We start from the raw sequence: 18,639 nt of genomic DNA, 5'->3' as shown, positions 1-18,639 counted from the left end.
ACGCTCGTCCAAAGTATTAAGGTATACCCTAAAAAATATAAAACCTTAATTACTTTAAATTTACGGTTTTAATTGAGAACTAGGAAGATAAAAAAACATCTGGTCGTGCGGCATCACTGTCTTTTCTCAATATTGTCAATTTATTAGAAAAGCTAGCTAAATTCTGCATCTCTTCATGTCTTTCTATGGGCTATTTTTGTTAAAAAAAATAAACTATGAAAATAAAATGGTCGGGCGTATTTCCAGCCGTAACAACCAAGTTTACGGATAATGATGAGTTAGATTTCAATGCATTTGACGAAAATATCTATGCCCAGCTCGAGGCGGGTGTTGATGGACTAATCCTTGGGGGATCTCTGGGCGAAGCAAGCTCACTTACAAACGAAGAAAAATTTGGGTTACTGTCTCATACCATAAAATTGGTAAATGGAAGGGTACCGGTTTTACTCAATATTGCAGAATCAACTACCAAAGCAGCAGTACAAGTCGCAAAAACAGCTAAGGAATTAGGGGCTAGCGGCTTAATGCTTTTACCACCAATGCGTTATTATGCCGATGATGAAGAAACACTTGCTTTTTTTAAATCAGTTGCTGAAAGTACAGACTTACCAATCATGATTTACAACAATCCAGTAGATTATAAAATTGAGGTAACATTGGATATGTTCGCAGAACTTGCTAACTATGAAAACATTCAGGCTGTCAAAGAATCGACAAGGAACATTTCGAACATTACAAGAATGATCAACAGATTTGGAGACCGGTTTAAAATCTTTACGGGAGTAGATCCTATCGCTATGGAAAGTCTGGTAATGGGAGCACATGGATGGGTAGCAGGACTTGTAGATGCCTTTCCTAAAGAAACAGTAGCAATTTACCGCTTGGTAAAATCTAACAGGATACAGGAAGCTTTAACAATTTACAGGTGGTTCCTTCCGGTTCTTGAATTGGATATTCATCCTAAACTTGTACAATATATAAAACTCGCTGAGGTGGGTACCGGTATAGGAACAGAAAACGTAAGAGCACCGCGATTAAAAATTAAAGGTAAAGAACGCGAGCGTGTCCTTAAGATTATTAACGATGCATTGGTGGCAAGACCTGTATTACCAGAAAACAGCTGGGGAGTGTTAGAATCACCAGCTGTATGAACGGAAGGAGCATAATTGCATCCCAATATTCCAAAAGGACAGCCAAAGTCTTCTATGCGAGTAATCCTGCATCAGGTGAGCTACTTAAAGAGGAATTTTTCAATGCTGTTGTCGAAGATTTAAATGAGGCAATGACTGCAGCGACAGAAGCGCACTACAAACAACTCCCTAAAAGTATCAGGGTTGCCTTCCTTAGAAGTATAGCAGAGGAACTTGAGTTTATMGGTGAAGAGTTGGTAGCGCGTGCGCAGTTGGAAAGTGGTTTAACTAAAGTACGCTTAACAGGCGAATTGGCAAGAACTACCGGACAACTCAGGCTCTTTGCAGACCAGGTTGAAGAAGGTTCATGGCTGAATGCCATCATTGATACTGCTATTCCAGATCGACAACCAATTCCTAAACCCGACATCAGGCGAATGCTGGTGCCCTTGGGGCCAGTGGTTGTATTCGGTGCGAGTAATTTCCCGCTTGCATTTTCTGTTGCCGGAGGAGATACGGCTTCTGCATTTGCTGCCGGTTGCCCAGTTATTGTGAAAGCCCATGCTGCCCACCCTGGCACCAGTGCGCTTGCTGGTCAGGCGATCATGCGCGCCCTACACAAATCTGGAGTACATCATGGTTTTTTTTCAATGTTATTTGATGAGGGCTATGAAATAGGAGAAATGCTTGTTAAGCATTCAGAAACCAGAGCGGTCACTTTCACAGGTTCATATCAAGGAGGAATGGCTTTACTCAAAATGGTGCAGCAGAGGAAAAATCCGATTCCATTTTTTGCAGAAATGGGAAGCATAAATCCCATATTTCTGTTGCCACAGGCATTAAAAAGCAGGGCAGGGCAAATTGCTTCCACTTATGCAGGATCAATTACCATGGGCGCAGGACAATTTTGTACAAACCCAGGTTTGCTGATTGCTGTTAAATCAAAGGAGCTTGATATTTTTATAGAACACTTAAAAATAGAAATAGAGCGTGTAGCTTCTGCTACCATGCTTACAGTTGGCATCTACAACAATTATAAAAAACGAACCACAGAGGTGCTTAAACAACCAAATACAGAAGTTTTAGCGGCTTCCCTGGTTTTAAATGCTGATGCCAGCTGTCAGGCACTATCTATTGTATCAACAATTTCGGGGAACGAATTTCTCCAAAACCCAGTGCTTCAGGAAGAAATTTTTGGGCCATACTCTATGCTTGTTATAGCCGACGACACCAGGCAGCTTACTGATATAGCCGATATCCTGCAGGGGCAATTGACCATTACAATGATGGCTGAACCATCGGAACTGGCTGAATATCATTTGCTGATCGAGAAGTTAAAAGATAAAACGGGCCGTTTAATCCTCAACAATCCACCAACAGGGGTAGAGGTTTGCGCAGCCATGCAACATGGCGGACCTTTCCCGGCTACAAATGATTCACGTTTTACTTCTGTTGGATCAACCGCTGTGCTTCGTTTTTGTCGACCATTAGCCTGGCAAAACTGGCCTGATGAAATGCTTCCTGATGAATTAAAAGAAAAGAATCCACTCAATATTTTCAGATTGATAAATAACAAATGGACTAAATAGCCATGAATAGCAAAACTTTTTTTTGTGTAGATGCACATACCTGCGGTAACCCGGTAAGGCTTGTCGCCGGAGGAGGACCCGTCCTAAACGGGAAAAATATGAGTGAGAAACGGCAACATTTTTTGAAAGAATTTGATTGGATCCGCAAAGGGTTAATGTTTGAACCCCGGGGCCATGATATGATGTCGGGCAGTATACTTTATCCTCCTCATGATCCTGCAAATGATGTTGCAGTATTATTTATAGAAACGAGTGGCTGCCTTCCAATGTGCGGACATGGTACAATTGGCACCATCACTATAGCCATTGAAGAAGGATTAATAAAACCAAAAATCCCAGGACTTGTACGCATGGAGGCGCCTGCCGGTCTGGTTTTAATTGAATATAAAGAAACAGCTGGAAAGGTGATTTCTGTTAAACTTCGAAATGTGCCTGCGTACCTCGCCGCTGAAAATCTTTCGATTGAATGTCCGGAATTGGGAGAGTTCTTTATTGATGTTGCCTATGGCGGTAATTTCTACGCCATTATTGATCCTCAGAAGAATTTTAAAGGCATACAGGAGCATACCGCCGGTCAGCTTATTAGCTGGAGTCGAGATATCCGAAAGCAAATCAATGAAAGGTATAGTTTTGTGCACCCGCAAGATCCTACAATTAATGGCTGCAGCCATATTCTTTGGGCGGGAGATACGATTGATCCTACCGCTACCGCTCGAAATGCGGTATTTTATGGCGACAAAGCTATAGATCGTTCACCTTGCGGCACGGGTACATCAGCTAGAATGGCGCAGTGGCATGCAAAGGGAAAATTGAAAAAAGGAGATGTTTTTATTCATGAAAGCATCATAGGAAGCAAATTCACAGGTAGGATTGAGGATGTTGTTACGATGGATAAATACGATGCTATTATTCCAAGCATCGAAGGCTGGGCCGAAGTATATGGATACAACACCATTAAAATAGATGACAGAGACCCGTATGCTCATGGATTTCAGGTGATATAAGATATAAGAAACAAATGCAGAAAATTATAATAATAGGTGCTGGAATTGTCGGACTAAGTTCTGCTTATTACCTAAGCAAAAAGGGACATCAGGTAACCGTAATCGACAAAGGCAGTATTAAAGACAGTTGCTCATTTGGCAATGCGGGTATGATCGTTCCCAGTCATTTTATCCCGCTTGCAGCACCCGGAATGATTAGTCAGGGGTTTAGATGGATGTTCAATAGCAGCAGCCCATTTTATGTAAAGCCATCCCTAAGTTCCGGACTGCCTGCCTGGGGCATCAAATTTCTTCGAAAGGCAAATAAAAAGCATGTTACAGAATCCGCAGAGCCACTACGGAACATCTCACTGCTCAGCAAAAAATTATACGAAGGACTTTATAGCAATCCTGCACTGGATTTTGACCTCACCAAAAATGGAATTTTAGCTTACTATAAAACCGAAGCTGCTGCAGAAGAAGAATTGCACCTGGCACTTAAAGCAAAGGAACTTGGATTGGATATAGCTATATTAAATTCCGATGAATGTAAAGCACTCCAGCCAAAACTGGATCTGGATGTACTTGGAGCGGCTCACTATCGATGCGATGCGCACCTTGATCCAGCTAAATTAATGGAATTGTTAACCCTGCATTTGGAAAGACAGGGAGTAGAGATTTTGCGAAATCTAGAGGTTACTAATATCGAACGCTCCGGCAAGAATATTAGCGCTATCTATACCGGCGCAACAAAGTGGAACGCCGACCAATATGTATTGGCAGCAGGAGCCTGGTCACCTTCACTAGCAAAAATGTTAAATCTGAATTTATCCCTGATGCCGGGAAAAGGATATTCATTTATGGAGGATGAACCGGAACAAAGAATGAMCATTCCGGCATTACTGTGTGAAGCAAGAGTTGCCATTACCCCAATGAATGGACAACTCAGGTTTGGTGGAACAATGGAAATTGCAAAAATTAACAACAAAATAAACATGAACAGGGTCCAGGGAATTTTAGAATCCGTGCCTAAATACTTTCCTGGGTTAGCACCTAAATTGCCCCGTATTGATCATATCTGGTATGGCTTCAGACCCTCATCTCCTGATGGATTACCTTATATCGGTTACGGCTCCGGCACAGCTAATTTGGTTATTGCTACCGGTCATGGAATGATGGGCTTAAGTCTTGGTCCGGCAACAGGTTTACTAGTAAGTCAACTAATCGATCAGGAAAAAACAGAAATAGAAATTTCAGCTTTCCATCCCAACAGATAATACGATTTTAGCTACCTATAGCCKAATATTAGCATACTTAAGCTATAGGTAGCACTCTTTTGGTTAAGATTGTGTAAATTGGGTATCAATAAACGGGAGCGTATGAAAGTTTTACCTTTTACCATTTTAGTACCTGCTGATAGAAGTGTTGTCAGTGAAGAGATCGAATTACCATACTTTTACCCATATCTTCACCGACATGAAGAGTGGCAGCTTACCTGGGTGGAGCAAGGAGAAGGAACCCTAATTGCAGGGAACAACATGCATGTCTTTTCTTCAGGGGATATTTTTCTTGTAGGAGCCAATCTGCCACATTTATTTAAAAGTAATCCTGATTATTTCAGCACTGAGAGCGGCAAATCGGTTAAGGCCCATTCTATCTATTTCAACACTAAAAATACACTTTCCGGCTTATTTGACCTTCCCGAATTGAAAGCCGCTAATTCCTTTCTAGACAACTATAAGCACGGATTTAAGATTCCAGCCAATCAATGCACAAAGATTGCTGCACAAATTAAACAAATACATCATTCTGCTGGTATGGTATTGTTGTCTAATTTCCTGAGCTTAATGAATATGATCCAATCTATAGACAACGATGTTGAAGTTTTATGTCCGGAGGTTTATTCTGCAAGTCTTACCGAAAATGAAGGTATGCGATTGAGCCGGATTATCAACTTCATCATGAAAAATTATCATAACAAGATCGATCTGGAAGACATCTCTAATACTGCATATATGAATCCGCATGCATTTTGCCGATACTTCAAGAAACATACCGGTCACACGTTTGTTTCGTTTCTAAATGAAGTAAGAGTAAATGACGCTTGTAAAAAGCTGCTTTCTGAAGGAAATCCAGAGTCTATTGCAAACGTAGCCTATAAGGTAGGGTTCAATAGTGTAAATAATTTTAACCGGGTTTTCAAGAGTGTGAAAGGTAAAACCCCTAGCGAATACATGGATGCGTATAATAAGGTCAGCAACATAAATTAAACCCCTTTCCACTAAGATCAACCTATCTGATTGATCTGATTCGAACGATTTGTAATTCTATGTAAGTTATGGCCTTACAATTATATATGCTAAATATCCCCTCTATTAGCCATAAAAATGATAAAAAAGTTTAAGTCGTTACCAGCAACATTTTCCATTGCTTAGTTCTAAAAGACATTATGATTTTGAGTAAGGTGAGGTTACAGATCCATTTTTACACCTACCCGCAATGGTCTGTGTGCAATTGCATACTCAAAGGCTTCCTGAGCCTCAGTTAAAGAAAATTCTTTCGACACTATATCCAAAAACGGAAAATTCAGATGCTGTTCTTTTATAAAGTTGAGGGCGTATTGAAGGTCCTCGAAATTATAGTTATGCAAACCTTTAATGGTAAGCAGTTTTCTTATGATTTGCTCAGCATCAATGCCAATCTTCCTGGTTTTAAAAACTGCGCCGGCCCAAATAGCAGTTCCACCGGTTCTTAATGATGCAATTCCCAATTCTATCGCGTCTGGCGAACCACTCATATCAAATACAACATCAATTTTGTGTTCAGCTAAGATCTCCGGCAAATTTGTTTCATCATTAGAATTATAAGAGAAATCAGCGCCAAATGCCTTTGATCCTTGTAAACGTTCACTATTCACATCCACTGCAATAATCCGTGTAGCCCCTGCAACCTTACTCATTGCGGCAGTAACATTTCCCAGAAGGCCCAGACCTGTAATAAGCACATTTTTTTTCTCCAAAGGCCCGGCCAGTCTAATCGCTCCGGCCAYAGTTGCCAGTGCACAATTAATGGTTGCTGCAATAGGCAGGGGTAATTCATTAGGTAATTTAAGGACACATGTATGAGCCCGCAAAATACAATATTCGCTTAAACCACCATGAAAGGCGTCTTCTTCCAGAACCTGTGCATGGCCGTATTTAAAAAGATGCTCCGATTTTTGGGGCATACCTTTATCCAGCCATTCTTGTTGAGGATGTGAACAGAATATTGCCCAGGTTACCAGATCACCCTCCAGTAATTTGTTACCTGCCTGATCAATACGTGGATGATCTGCATCCAGTCTAACAATCCTACCTACAATCTCATGGCCCAATACAGTTGGTGTCTTTTCACTTCGGATGCCACTGAAAGTATAGAGATCACTTCCGCAAATGGTGGTATAAAGATTCTTGATTAATATTTCACCCGATTTAAGTGTGGGTATTTCTCTCTCTTGCAACTGCAGTTTTTTGCCGGCACCCTCAAAAACCACGATATTTCCTTTCATAATAACGATCTATTTGAGTGCACAATTACTAAACTTATGTTTAGCATAATTAAACACTATATTATGAAATTGTTAATATACTGGCAAGTATCTATTAATAATATTATAGCGTCATAACTTTTAAAACAACACTGGTTCGGCCTGCATCTGCTTCCGGATTAATACCTACAGTCATAAGGAAGTCTCCGGAATAAGACCTTTGGCTATCAATTGGGGAGGTTGTACCCGGGTAAAGGTTGACTTCCTCAATCTTATACATTTTGTCAGGATCAAGGCCTTTAAGCTTTATAGGAATGGCGTTTTTAGCATTGTAAAGCGTAGAGACATAATAATTGAAGATTATAGCTGTATCTCTGGTCTCACTAACATATGATATGGCAGCTACTTTGTTTTCATAGGGATCCTGAAGCCGGTACTGCTGCCCGTGCCACACAATGTCTTTAATGCTATTGTATATTTTAACGGCATTTTGACTAAACAGAAGCTCTTTCTCGTCCAGCTCATTTACCTTCACATCATAGCCCAGTTTACCCATCATGGCTACATCAGTTTTAAATTTGATTGGCTGCTTACCCATATCTGTAACATGATTATCAACAGCTACCGAAGGGAAATAATAAGAATATTCCCACTGAATAAAAATGCGGTCAAAAGGGTTGGTATTATCGCTTGGCCAGAATTCAGTAAAATATTTTAGTGCTGCATAGTCTACTCTTGTACCGCCACCAGCGCAAAGCATCATGGGTATTTTTGGATATTTTTTTCTTATTCGCTCAAGTACACTGTTCAAGCCCTTTACATATTCCAGATAAAAATGATCCTGGTTTTTTAAAGTAGGGGAGTTGGCATTATAGATCAGTGAATTGCAGTCCCATTTGATAAAAGCCAAATCGGGTACTTCCTTAAAAACCTCATCTACAGTATTGAATACAAAATCCTGAACTTTTGGATTACTAAGGTCCAGAACCAATTGATTGCGCATGTAGTATTCCTTTCTTTCTGGTTGTCTGATAATCCAATCGGGATGGTTCTCATAAAGTTCACTTTTTGGATTAACCATTTCCGGCTCCAGCCAAATACCGAATTTTACACCATTTGCTGTCGCCTCCTTGCCCAAAGCACTAATGCCATTGGCTAGTTTCTGTTTATTAAATTGCCAATCACCCAAACCTGCTGTGGCATTATTTCGAGGGAACTTGTTACCGAACCAACCATCATCCAGTAAAAATACATCTACACCCAGTTTTTTGGTATCTTGAATAAGGTGATTCAATTTCTCATCGTTAAAATCGAAATATGTAGTTTCCCAGTTATTCAACAACGTTGATCGCTCGCCCATACCTTCCAGTAACTGGTAATTTCTTGCCCAGTTTTGCAGGTTTCTGCTCGCAATGCCTTTTCCATTTGCCGAATAGGTATAAACAAAACGGGGGGTTATAAATTCTTCTCCTGGTTTTAGCGTGTAATTCCCAGAAAAGTTATTGATTCCAGCAGTTAGCCTTAAGTAATATTCATCAAAAGTCTCAAAATCCAGCCTGAAGTTTCCTGTCCATTCCAATGAGCCAGCAACAACTTCTCCTAAATCTTCTGTGGCCGGCTGATCAATAGAAATCATGAAAGAAGAGGAGTTTAGCAGGTTATTTCTGGTTCCAAGTTTCGAATCAATTGTTTTTATTCCATGCAAAAGCTGTTGTTCCTCAGAGCGCATTTCACGGCCCCAACCGCTATAGTGGTTTTTTAGAAAGAATTTCTTACCACTAAGGGTAAGATTTGCTGAGGCATATTTATTTAAAACAACATCCCCTTTTTCCTTGTGTACAATTTGTACCCATTGTTCTATTACATCTTCATTAAAGTAAGATAAATAGTGTAAGCTAACCTCAAAATTGTATTTTGCATCTTTGAGTACAATACTGGTCAGTTTTCTATTTTGATCGATCTGCTTTTCTTCGACTCTGGAAAATGTAAGTTCGGTAGATTTGTTTCCATCAGCATGGGTTACTGTTAAGGCAGGTTCCAATAAATTCAAAGAACCCGAGGCAATGTATGCTTCGCGTTTGTTAAAGAGGTCGTCAGAACCAGGTTTGTATTTATCCAGAGATTGAATGCTGGAATACTCTGCAGTGTTCTTTAGCTTTTTGCCGATGTAACTCAAAAGCAATGAATTGTCCTTATCCGTTTCCAAAACAAGTACATTGTTTTTTGTAGTGATCTCAAATGTTTTCTGAGCAAAGTTACTTTGTCCTATGGTCATAAATATTAAGAAAAGTTTTAAAGATTTTTTGAATATCATTTTTTGTCTAAGTAAAACAATTTAGTCTGCATGTTTTTCATTTCTGGTAAAAGTTTAACAGAAAATACATACCTGATTGGTCGGTTATTTTATATGTTTGTACAAGGATGTGTTAATTGTGATCGTAAATCTATTTCTAAAAGGTGTAAAAAAGATGCAAATGGCCATACAAAGAGAAAGCAGTGTTTTGTAGTTATAATTGCTTAATTATTAAGGAGATACTCTTAAATGGATTCTAATTCTGTACGGCCGGTAAATCAATCTTTTTTTAAAGCATTAGATCTTTGCTGCCAGAAAATAACAGAAAAGATGGGAGACAAAGCCATTACTGAATGGCGGATTGAAGATTACAATAGATTAAGTAGTCAATTGGGCAAACAAACGGGTGTGTATTTAAGTGTAAATACACTTAAAAGGATATTTGGCCGATTGAAAACTCCCCAACGCTATTTTCCCCAAAAAGCTACCAGAGATGCATTATCGCAATTCATTGGTTATCGCGATTGGCAGGAATTTGAACTGGTTTTCGCAACTTTAAAGATCGAGAATGTTACATCCATCTCTACTGATCAGGAAAATGATATTGAAGTACCTAAAGACACTAAAGTACCGCGACTTGTTGTTGCTATTTTTGCAGCATTGGTTTTGGTTATATTAGCCATTGTCTTCTTTTGGAAAAATACAGCCGAGTCTATGCAGGTAAAACTGGTGTGCGAAAATCCTTTCGGCAGTGTACCACATACCGCTGTATTTAAACTAAACTCAAAGGTTTCTTTTGATGAAAATGAAGAATATCAGGTAGATTTTATGGATGAAGCATTGGTGTCTTCCATTAAGGGTAAAAACAAGATCACAAAATTCTTTAGAAACCCAGGAGTGGTGTATGCAACATTGTTATATCACAATAAGCCAATAGATACAGCCTCGGCCTATATGCAAACCAAGGGCTGGGTAGCCAATTCTGGTAACGATACCTCCAGGGCATTCCCCATTGCAGGGTTAAAATCACTGGATCCAAAAAACATTTATGTATCGCCAAAACAACTCGACTCAGCAGGACTTGACACGCATAAGCCCTTTGTGGTTGGCTTTAGCAACATCAAGCCATCACATATTAACGGAGATAATTTTTCTTTCTCCTGTAAAATATTTGCCGAACAAAGCAGACCAGGCACTCAATGTGTTGAAACTACAATTATCATTTTAGGTGAAAAGCACAGACACCTGTTAAAGTTAAACAGACGGAGCTGTGTGGCTTTCTCTGAATACAAATTTTCGGAAGTCAGGGTATTAGGCTCTGAACAATTTTTGGGCGCCCTCGCTTTTAATCCTGAAAATGGCGGCGAGGTAATGATTAAAGTAGAAAATAAGCAGGCATCAGTCGTTTTAAACGGTAAAAAAGTACTTTTTACTAAATATCAGCGATCAATAGGCAAGGTAATGGGAATTAAGATATTATTTAATGGCATTGGTAAAGCAGTTTCACCTGAGCTACATGATCTGAGTACACATGAAACTTTCTAAAAAAAACCTCGAATCATACATCCATTTGAATTCAAATTATCTTTTAATCAATTAACCTTAAATACTTTACGTATACATTTTTTTGTTTTTGATTTGTACAAACAAATACGCATACTTAAATTAAACAGATTTAACTTTGTTATATATCAAACAAGTATACACATGAGATCTTTTTTTTTCAAAGCACTTATTTTATCCGTAATCTCCTTTTCTGCAAATGCACAAAAGACGCCTGCTCGTGTTCTTATTATTGGATTGGATGGTTTTAGTTCCGAGGGATTTAAAACAGCAAAACATCCTAATCTGGACAAGATGGTCGCTGATGGCGTACTTTCGCTAACTACCAGGCCGGTAATGCCATCCATTACACTTCCAAATTGGACCAGCCACATGACTGGCTCAGGCCCGGAAGAGCATGGAATAACCAGTAATGACTGGACAATGGAAAAACATCCACTTACTCCAATTGCGACAGATAAAGAGGGATATTACCCTTCAATATTTAAGGTTTTGAAGGATGAAGTACCCTCGTCAAAAATTGCCTACTACTATAACTGGAAAGAACTGATCAATCCTATTAATAAAAAATACCTTGATGAGGTTAATTTTGAAGAGAATGATCGTTATCAGGAAAACTATAGCAAAGCATACGATTTTCTATTAAAAAATAAACAAAGCCCTACACTTGTATTTTTATACAGCGTACATACTGATCATGCTGGTCACAGCTTCAAGTGGATGTCTCCTGAATATATTAAGGCTATTGAGGATGCAGATGTTGAAATTGGCATATTGCTGAACAAACTAAAAACAGCTGGAATTTATAAAGATACGCACTTTCTGCTAATTACAGACCATGGTGGCATTAACCAGGGACATGGTGGTGTGTCAATGTCGGAAATGCAGGTGCCATGGGCCATTACCGGACCTCAAATCAGGAAACGTGGTCTGATTACCGAATTCAACAGCAATAAAAATACAGCTTTGGTATTGGCAAAGATTTTTGGAGTAAGCAAGCTACCTGCTGCCTGGACAGGGGTTGTACCAAATGCGATATTTAAGTAGGAATATCTTCTCTGTTACCTTCCTATCCTTCAGCCATGGTTTAGCTCTCCTTGAGGCTTGCTTCAGTATCAACTTCGATGAAGCAAGTCTGAAGCATTCCTCAAGTACAGCTGAGGCAGAGCAAGGGCATTACTATCGTGTGCTATTGACATAGGGTCCCCAATAAGGCTATACTCTTTTAAAATAATTCTTTATTTAGAATAATTATAAATAATGAAAAATTGTTATACCTTTGGTGCAGATCAGCGCCCCGCTGATCTTAGTTTAGTTAGTTAATTTGATAATGTATCAAGTCCTGGTTACCCATGTTAATGGGCATGGGTAATTCAGGCACAAACAAGTAACATGTGCCAGACAAGAGTATTAACAACCAGAGGAAAAACAGTCATCAGCTGCTGCGCTGGATGCAAGATGTATTACATATGGCACCACAACCTTGTGCTCAATTTCCCGGCAATAGGATTTACTTCCTTTAAAGAAGTTGTTGACACGATCTGTTTTGAAAGCAATTCATTGCCTTTCCCTGATGGAGAAGACCGAATAATTTTACATACTCCAAATGATGATATCAGTTTTACTTTTGATCCAGAAGAGCTGGAAGACTTTAGGGCAGCACTTTCAGAAGCAACATATATGAATGAAGTTTATATGTTGATGGAAAGAGATACAGGACATTAACCATGTTATCCTCTGCTTAACACCTGATTTTTCAGAAGAGAAGGAACCAATCCGTATTTCTTTTTAAAAGCAAAGGAGAAATGCGACAAGTCCTCGAATCCAAGATCAATATAAATATCAGTAGGTTTCTTTCCCTTTCTTTCTATCAGAAAGTAAGCTTCTTCCAGGCGTTTCTTAACCAGCCATCGGCTAGGCGTGTCATKGAAAATATCTTTAAAATCCCTTTTAAATGCAGAGATACTTCTTCCTGTAAGGTAAGCAAAACGTTCAATGCTTACATTGAATTTATAATTGCGATTCATAAATTCTTCGAGGTTTATTTTTTCCGGATGTCCAAAATCAAAGAAAATAGGATACAACTCAGGTTGCTTTTGCAAAAGGATCAATAGAAGTTCTTCTCTTTTGATATTGGAAAATTTCTCGTCTATTTTACCCTCATCATTGTAATAAGCAGAAAGTGAACTGATGAAATTGGTGATCATAGAATCCTTTTTTAAAAGGATAAAGGCATCTTCTTCCTCAGAAGTACTTATTTTGATTTGGTGCTTATCCTGAAAGGTTTTCAGGAAAGCTTTGTCAAAAATCACCACTACTTTCTCAAAGTCTCCATTGTATTTTTGCTTGTGATACCTGGCCAGATGATTTTTTTTGACAATGCAAGATTCTCCTGATTTCAGTTCATATTTTTTACTGCCGTCGTATCCTGTTATCAAACCTTTGGCCAAAAACAAAAAGAAATGCTCAGGGACGAACTGTTCGGGAGATATCTCCGGGCCGAGGTAGCAGGATTTGATTTCAGTATAGCGCATGGCCTTATCTTTTATGGTTTACTAATTTACACCTTTCCACCATTCTGGAAAAACTTGTGTGGTATCGTTTAGGTCTACCATTTCACCAATAACCGGTGTAACCAAGGGTAAGTGCTGTATTTTGGCTAGTTCTGTAACTTTGATAAGAGGCTCGTCCCATGAGTGCATTGCCAGGGTAAATTTAGAAGAGTGCACCGGAAACAGTCTTTTAGCTTTTAAATCTTCTGCGGCCTGCAGCACCTGTTCTGGCAGCATATGGATTGCCTTCCAGGCTACGTTGTATTGCCCATTCTCTAATATCGCAAGATCAATTGGCCCAAACTGTTTACCAATTTCTGCAAAGTGTGTGTCATAACCGCTGTCTCCGCCAATATAGATTTTTGTGCCTGGTGTTTGCAGCACATAAGACATCCACAATGTATTATTTCTTGTAAAACCTCTGCCCGAAAAATGTCTTGCAGGGGTGGTGTGTACTTTAAATCCAACATCCAATGATATGCTGTTGTTCCAGTCACTTTCAATGATTTTATCAGCAGCATATCCCCAATGTTCGAAATGAGCACCTACACCAAGTCCGCAGATAACTGTTTTTACTTTATCTTTTAGCTTGGTAATTGTTTCGTAGTCCAGGTGATCATAGTGGTCATGACTGATCAGCAGGTAGTCAATAGGAGGCAGATCATCAACCGTATATCGGTCTGTACCTTTATAGGCTTTTACTGTCCATGGCACTGGAGATGCGCTGCCACTTAAAACAGGATCTACCAGAAAGCGCTTCCCGTCTATCTGCATGAAATAAGAGGAGTGACCAAACCACACCAGGACGTTTGAATCGGGAGGAAGGCTGTGCAAATCGGTTTTTTTAGAAGGTATGATTGCAGTGGGACTTCTTCTGGGATGGTCGCCGAACAACTGGTCGTAAAGGATACCGCTAATGCTGTAGCCTTCGGTAAGGTCGGGTGTATGATGAGTATTCTGAAATTTGCCGTCCTTATAACGAGGCGAATTTTTTATCAGTTCCAATCGCTGGGCGGTAGGAGCCTGCCCAAATTTTGCCTGACGGATATAAAAAAAAGTAGCGATGGATAAAAGCATCGCTGTGCTAAGCAGGATAATCATAGTTCGTTTAATTATTTTTAAAAACCGTTTCATACGGGTTAGTGATTTAGGTTTAAGTAATGATGAGGCTTTAATGTTTATGATGCAAATTCCACCAAACTTTTGGCCGTTGCTAATATGGCTTCCTGGTTACTGCGGGGTGTCCATCCTAATAGGGTTCTGGCCTTTTCATTACTTGCATTGCGGTAAATGCCCACCAGAGGAGCAATGGCTTTTGCTTGTGCATTAAATAACGCGGCAATGCGGATCGACCAGTTTGGGATTGTTTTGGTGGATGCGTTTGCAGCTGCCTCAGGCATTTCATTTTTAAGGAAATCTGCTATTTCTAAAAGTGACATTGTACCACCGCTTAAGGCCAAAAATCGTTGTCCTTTTGCCTGGGGATTGGTCATTGCCCGGATGTGCAGATCAGCAACATCACGCACGTCTACAATACCGAGGCTGATGTTAGGCAGCGCTTTCATGCTACCATCTATTACTTTTTGTAGCAACTCAAAACCACTGGACAGGTCTTTAGTGAAGGAAGGACCAAAAATACCCATCGGATTGATCACTGACAATTCAAGACTACCACCTTCCTGTTCCATAAAATCCCAGGCTGCTCTTTCGGCCAATACTTTTGATTTGTTATAAGCAGAGAGCCCTTTCTCATTTGGGTCTGTCCAGCTTTCTTCTGTAATCAAAGTAGTTTTATCCTTATGACTATAGCCAACTGCCCCAAAATTCGACGTCATAACAACGCGCTTAGCACCTGCATCTCTTGCTGCTTTAAGTACGCGTATAGTTCCGTCAACTGCGGGACGTATCATTTCGTCTTCATGCCTTGGCAGTTTTAAGAAAATGGGAGAAGCTACATGCAAAACGTAGTCACAATCTTTTACAGCCGTGCTCCAATTGTCATCACTGGTGAGATCTGCTTTTACAAAAGAAAGATTACTGAAGTCAGTGATTCCGCCTTTTTTAAGCATGGCTATCACTTTATCCTGTTTATTTAAATCGCGCAGGGTGGTTCTTACCAGGTAGTCTTTATCCAATAATTGCTGGATGCAATGAACAGCGACAAAGCCTGATCCGCCTGTTACCAATACTGTATGAATTGAATTTGTCATTTGCTTTCAAATTGATAGAACAAAATTGCAGATTAAAGAGCAATCTTGTTTTGTTGAAAAGTCCAATTTCACTTTGTTTAAAGGTTCAGTTTATTTTGGTTGCAAGGTTAGTACCAAACTGGATGAAATGATTTGAACAGCTTTGGTTATTTCCGGCAAAGTTAATGAAGCAAACCCAAATCGAATGGCATTATAGCTGACTCCATTGTTATCAAATAACTTCCCATTATTCATATAAAGACCCTGCTTGGCTGCTTTAATTGAGATCTGTTCAATAGGATAGTTAGGATCAAATTTAACCCAAATGGCCATACCTCCATCGGGTTTTTCGTAACTAACTATACCTTTCAGGTAAGTGTCCAACATCTTGATTAAATGATCCCTTCTTTCCTTGTAAATCTTATTGTTCTTTTTGAGGTATCTGTTAATATCACCGTTTTCGATAAGTGCAGCCAGACTATCTTCCATAATATGGTCTCCTTTCAAATCGATAAGTCTTCTGATATGAACCGCGTGGGCAATAAAATCTGCTGAGGCGATCATGAAACCAATTCGTATAGATGTGGAAAGAGATTTGGAAAAGGAGCCAATATAAACCACCCGATTTTGATGATTTCCGGAGGCAAGGGGCAGGTACGGAGAGGAGCTGTAGTGAAAATCATAATCGTAATCATCCTCTACAATTGTAAAGTTATGTTCTTCAGCTAATTCCAGTATACGCATACGCCGTTGCGGGCTTAAAGTTACTGTGGTAGGATGATGATGGTGGGGAACGAGGTACAGCATCCGTATGTTTAACTTCTGGCAGGCTGTAGCTATCAAATCTGTATTTATTCCATCCTGATCTACAGGCATACGAATTACATTGGCTCCTAAAGATTCGAAAACCTGGTTAGCAACAAAATAGCCCGGTTCTCCTACAATTACATTATCGCCGGGTTTTAACAATAAGCTTGCTGCTATATAAATACTCATTTGAGCGCCATGAGTCATCATGATGTTTGATGCCTGGGCTTGCAACCCCCTGGTTTGCGCCATATGGCTTATCATTGTTTCTCTTAGGTTAAACGAGCCTGCGGCCAGCGTTGCCGAAACCCGTTTAAATGTTTGGACCTTTTTAAGACGGCTCCTGTATTCCCTGTTTAGCAGGTCCATTGGCGCTAGCCGCATATCTGGGTGGCCATCGTCTATTATTAATTCATGCACCATGGTATCACTAGCCAAAGGAATCACTCCATATTGGTTTGTTTTATAAAAGGGGCTGGGCATTGAACTTTCATATGCAAAACCTGCTTTCTGCTGGTCCCATTGCTGTGGCTGTACTTCTGGAAGATTAGGAACCACAATAAACCCTTTCTGTGGTATCACAGTGATCCATCCCTGAGCGCTTAATTCGTTATATGCAGCAATAATTGTTTTACGGTGAACAACAACCATTCTAGCCAGTTCGCGCGTACCAGGCAGATAAGACCCTGACTTTACAATTCCATTTTTTATCAGCATAAGTATTTGGTTTGCAATCTGCTGATAAACGGACACGCTTAGTGTTTTATCGATTGTTATAAGGGTATCAAATGGCAACATCTGGACTACTTAACTTCTTGTTTCTGGATGATAAAGATAGTCCTTTAATAATATACTTTTGAATATCAATTTTATTAAATATGAACATTACCTACAAAACAAATGTGTTACCATTATTAGAAGAAATCATCAGTGTATACGACAGTTCTGGTCTCAACCGTCCTACAGCTGATAAAAACAGGATAGCAGAGATGTATAAACATTCTAACCTTGTGGTTACGGCCTGGCATGATGATCAGCTAGTCGGCATTGCCCGATCATTAACTGATTTTTGTCACTGTTGCTATCTTGCTGACCTGGCCGTAAGTGCAACTTATCAAAAATCGGGTATTGGCAAAGAATTGGTAAAACTTACAAAAGCTACAATTGGCGATAAGAGTATGCTTTTACTACTTGCAGCACCAACGGCTATTGAGTATTATCCAAAAATCGGTATGGATGTGGTGAACAATGGCTTTATCATTAACCGCGTAAAATAGACGAGAAAAAGGCAAATGGAAAACAACATACTAGTTGGAAACTACGTGAGGTTAGAGCCTCTGGAACTTTTTCATTTAGAAGGATTAACTAAGGCCGCAGCAGGAAATGAGCAGCTATTTAAGTGGACTGTTGTGCCTCAGGAAAAAAATGCAATGACCAGGTATATTAAAACGGCACTTGAGCAGCGCGATAGGGGAACAGCGATGCCTTTTGTCATCGTCGGCAATGAAGACGGTATTATAAAAGGATCCACACGTTTTTGGAATATTGCCTACTGGCAGTGGCCTGAACATACGTGTGGATATGGAAGAATTGCTCCCGATGTTTGCGAAATAGGGTATACATGGCTCACCGGGTCTGCTACCAGAACAGGTATAAATACGGAAGCTAAATTCTTGATGCTCAAATACGCTTTTGAGCACTGGAAAGTATGGCGGGTTAATTTCACGACTGATGTACGTAATGAACGATCAAGAGCGGCTATTGAACGTCTGGGTGCTAAATTTGAAGGGATAATTCGTGCTGAACGAATGGGAGCAGATTTTACCATAAGGGATTCTGCTCGTTTTTCTATAATCTCGGACGAATGGCCTGATGTAAAGGAGCTGCTCCAAGGATATATGTTAATGAATAATTAACACGCAATTAATCAAAGAATAATTTCCGGACTCTAGAACATCCAATAAAAAGGTCAGCTATTTTTGATAGCTGACCTTTTTATTTTATTCT

Annotated in this window: 16 protein-coding genes; 10 read left to right on the top strand and 6 right to left on the bottom strand. The window is 39.7% G+C overall.

Translation table 11 applies throughout. The features are described 5' to 3' along the window. Positions 1–215: 215 nt before the first annotated feature. The 5 genes from AC1DDK_RS16995 (at position 216) to AC1DDK_RS16975 (ending at position 5,972) form a co-directional block, all read left to right on the top strand. Positions 216–1,151, top strand: a complete 936-nt coding sequence (locus AC1DDK_RS16995) for a dihydrodipicolinate synthase family protein (protein WP_337716185.1) — start codon at positions 216–218, stop codon at positions 1,149–1,151. After that, positions 1,148–2,719, top strand: coding sequence for an aldehyde dehydrogenase (NADP(+)) (locus AC1DDK_RS16990; protein ID WP_337716187.1), 1,572 nt, complete (start codon positions 1,148–1,150; stop codon positions 2,717–2,719). Before AC1DDK_RS16995 ends, AC1DDK_RS16990 begins: the two co-directional genes overlap by 4 nt. A 2-nt stretch (positions 2,720–2,721) precedes the next feature. Further along, positions 2,722–3,723, top strand: coding sequence for a 4-hydroxyproline epimerase (locus AC1DDK_RS16985; RefSeq protein WP_172662869.1), 1,002 nt, complete (start codon positions 2,722–2,724; stop codon positions 3,721–3,723). Positions 3,724–3,737: 14 nt separating this feature from the next. Then, positions 3,738–4,979, top strand: a complete 1,242-nt coding sequence (locus AC1DDK_RS16980; protein ID WP_477633982.1) for an NAD(P)/FAD-dependent oxidoreductase — start codon at positions 3,738–3,740, stop codon at positions 4,977–4,979. 102 nt (positions 4,980–5,081) lie between these two features. After that, positions 5,082–5,972, top strand: coding sequence for an AraC family transcriptional regulator (locus tag AC1DDK_RS16975; protein ID WP_288879300.1), 891 nt, complete (start codon positions 5,082–5,084; stop codon positions 5,970–5,972). A gap of 200 nt (positions 5,973–6,172) precedes the next feature. On the opposite strand, the gene AC1DDK_RS16970 is transcribed toward AC1DDK_RS16975, so the two are convergent. Then, positions 6,173–7,249, bottom strand: coding sequence for a zinc-binding dehydrogenase (locus AC1DDK_RS16970; protein ID WP_477633981.1), 1,077 nt, complete (start codon positions 7,247–7,249; stop codon positions 6,173–6,175). 103 nt (positions 7,250–7,352) lie between these two features. Next, entirely contained in the window at positions 7,353–9,503 is a 2,151-nt protein-coding gene (locus AC1DDK_RS16965; RefSeq protein WP_337716191.1) for an alpha-galactosidase, read from the bottom strand. 267 nt (positions 9,504–9,770) lie between these two features. Between AC1DDK_RS16965 and AC1DDK_RS16960 the strand changes: the two genes are divergently transcribed. From AC1DDK_RS16960 to AC1DDK_RS16950, 3 genes are all read left to right on the top strand, one after another. Next, positions 9,771–11,066: a hypothetical protein gene (locus tag AC1DDK_RS16960; protein WP_288879303.1), complete on the top strand. Its 1,296-nt coding sequence runs from the start codon at positions 9,771–9,773 to the stop codon at positions 11,064–11,066. A gap of 162 nt (positions 11,067–11,228) precedes the next feature. Continuing rightward, positions 11,229–12,131 carry an alkaline phosphatase family protein gene (locus tag AC1DDK_RS16955; RefSeq protein WP_337716193.1) on the top strand — a complete coding sequence of 301 codons (903 nt, stop codon included), beginning with the start codon at positions 11,229–11,231 and terminating at the stop codon, positions 12,129–12,131. Positions 12,132–12,476: 345 nt separating this feature from the next. Beyond that, positions 12,477–12,809 carry a DUF6686 family protein gene (locus AC1DDK_RS16950; RefSeq protein WP_246269702.1) on the top strand — a complete coding sequence of 111 codons (333 nt, stop codon included), beginning with the start codon at positions 12,477–12,479 and terminating at the stop codon, positions 12,807–12,809. 5 nt (positions 12,810–12,814) lie between these two features. On the opposite strand, the gene AC1DDK_RS16945 is transcribed toward AC1DDK_RS16950, so the two are convergent. From AC1DDK_RS16945 to AC1DDK_RS16930, 4 genes are all read right to left on the bottom strand, one after another. Next, positions 12,815–13,618, bottom strand: coding sequence for a helix-turn-helix domain-containing protein (locus AC1DDK_RS16945; protein ID WP_477633980.1), 804 nt, complete (start codon positions 13,616–13,618; stop codon positions 12,815–12,817). 21 nt (positions 13,619–13,639) lie between these two features. Further along, a complete protein-coding gene (locus tag AC1DDK_RS16940; RefSeq protein WP_337716197.1) occupies positions 13,640–14,770 on the bottom strand; it encodes an MBL fold metallo-hydrolase in 1,131 nt (376 codons plus the stop codon). A 44-nt stretch (positions 14,771–14,814) separates the two neighbouring features. Beyond that, on the bottom strand, positions 14,815–15,846 hold the full coding sequence (locus AC1DDK_RS16935; protein WP_288879305.1) for an SDR family oxidoreductase: 1,032 nt from the start codon (positions 15,844–15,846) through the stop codon (positions 14,815–14,817). 90 nt (positions 15,847–15,936) lie between these two features. After that, complete coding sequence (locus AC1DDK_RS16930) at positions 15,937–17,430, bottom strand: aminotransferase-like domain-containing protein (protein ID WP_288879306.1); 1,494 nt, start codon at positions 17,428–17,430, stop codon at positions 15,937–15,939. A gap of 80 nt (positions 17,431–17,510) precedes the next feature. Here AC1DDK_RS16930 and AC1DDK_RS16925 point away from each other — a divergent pair, with 80 nt between their 5' ends. Next, positions 17,511–17,909, top strand: coding sequence for a GNAT family N-acetyltransferase (locus AC1DDK_RS16925; protein WP_172662878.1), 399 nt, complete (start codon positions 17,511–17,513; stop codon positions 17,907–17,909). Positions 17,910–17,924: 15 nt separating this feature from the next. Further along, positions 17,925–18,548, top strand: a complete 624-nt coding sequence (locus AC1DDK_RS16920; RefSeq protein WP_288879307.1) for a GNAT family N-acetyltransferase — start codon at positions 17,925–17,927, stop codon at positions 18,546–18,548. Positions 18,549–18,639 lie beyond the last annotated feature (91 nt).

The sequence above is a fragment of the Pedobacter sp. 05T44 genome, from assembly GCF_056395985.1.
The sequence above is the reverse complement of the archived record's forward strand: the minus strand, read 5'-3'. Positions and strand labels throughout refer to the sequence as shown.

What these genes read in the sequence shown, in the direction of transcription:
- AC1DDK_RS16950 (WP_246269702.1), top strand. Translation starts at nt 12,477, where the DNA reads ATGTGCCAGACAAGAGTATTAACAACCAGAGGAAAAACAGTCATCAGC.
- AC1DDK_RS16965 (WP_337716191.1), bottom strand. Translation starts at nt 9,503, where the DNA reads ATGACCATAGGACAAAGTAACTTTGCTCAGAAAACATTTGAGATCACT.
- AC1DDK_RS16955 (WP_337716193.1), top strand. Translation starts at nt 11,229, where the DNA reads ATGAGATCTTTTTTTTTCAAAGCACTTATTTTATCCGTAATCTCCTTT.
- AC1DDK_RS16975 (WP_288879300.1), top strand. Translation starts at nt 5,082, where the DNA reads ATGAAAGTTTTACCTTTTACCATTTTAGTACCTGCTGATAGAAGTGTT.
- AC1DDK_RS16960 (WP_288879303.1), top strand. Translation starts at nt 9,771, where the DNA reads ATGGATTCTAATTCTGTACGGCCGGTAAATCAATCTTTTTTTAAAGCA.
- AC1DDK_RS16995 (WP_337716185.1), top strand. Translation starts at nt 216, where the DNA reads ATGAAAATAAAATGGTCGGGCGTATTTCCAGCCGTAACAACCAAGTTT.
- AC1DDK_RS16940 (WP_337716197.1), bottom strand. Translation starts at nt 14,770, where the DNA reads ATGAAACGGTTTTTAAAAATAATTAAACGAACTATGATTATCCTGCTT.
- AC1DDK_RS16925 (WP_172662878.1), top strand. Translation starts at nt 17,511, where the DNA reads ATGAACATTACCTACAAAACAAATGTGTTACCATTATTAGAAGAAATC.
- AC1DDK_RS16985 (WP_172662869.1), top strand. Translation starts at nt 2,722, where the DNA reads ATGAATAGCAAAACTTTTTTTTGTGTAGATGCACATACCTGCGGTAAC.
- AC1DDK_RS16930 (WP_288879306.1), bottom strand. Translation starts at nt 17,430, where the DNA reads ATGTTGCCATTTGATACCCTTATAACAATCGATAAAACACTAAGCGTG.
- AC1DDK_RS16935 (WP_288879305.1), bottom strand. Translation starts at nt 15,846, where the DNA reads ATGACAAATTCAATTCATACAGTATTGGTAACAGGCGGATCAGGCTTT.
- AC1DDK_RS16920 (WP_288879307.1), top strand. Translation starts at nt 17,925, where the DNA reads ATGGAAAACAACATACTAGTTGGAAACTACGTGAGGTTAGAGCCTCTG.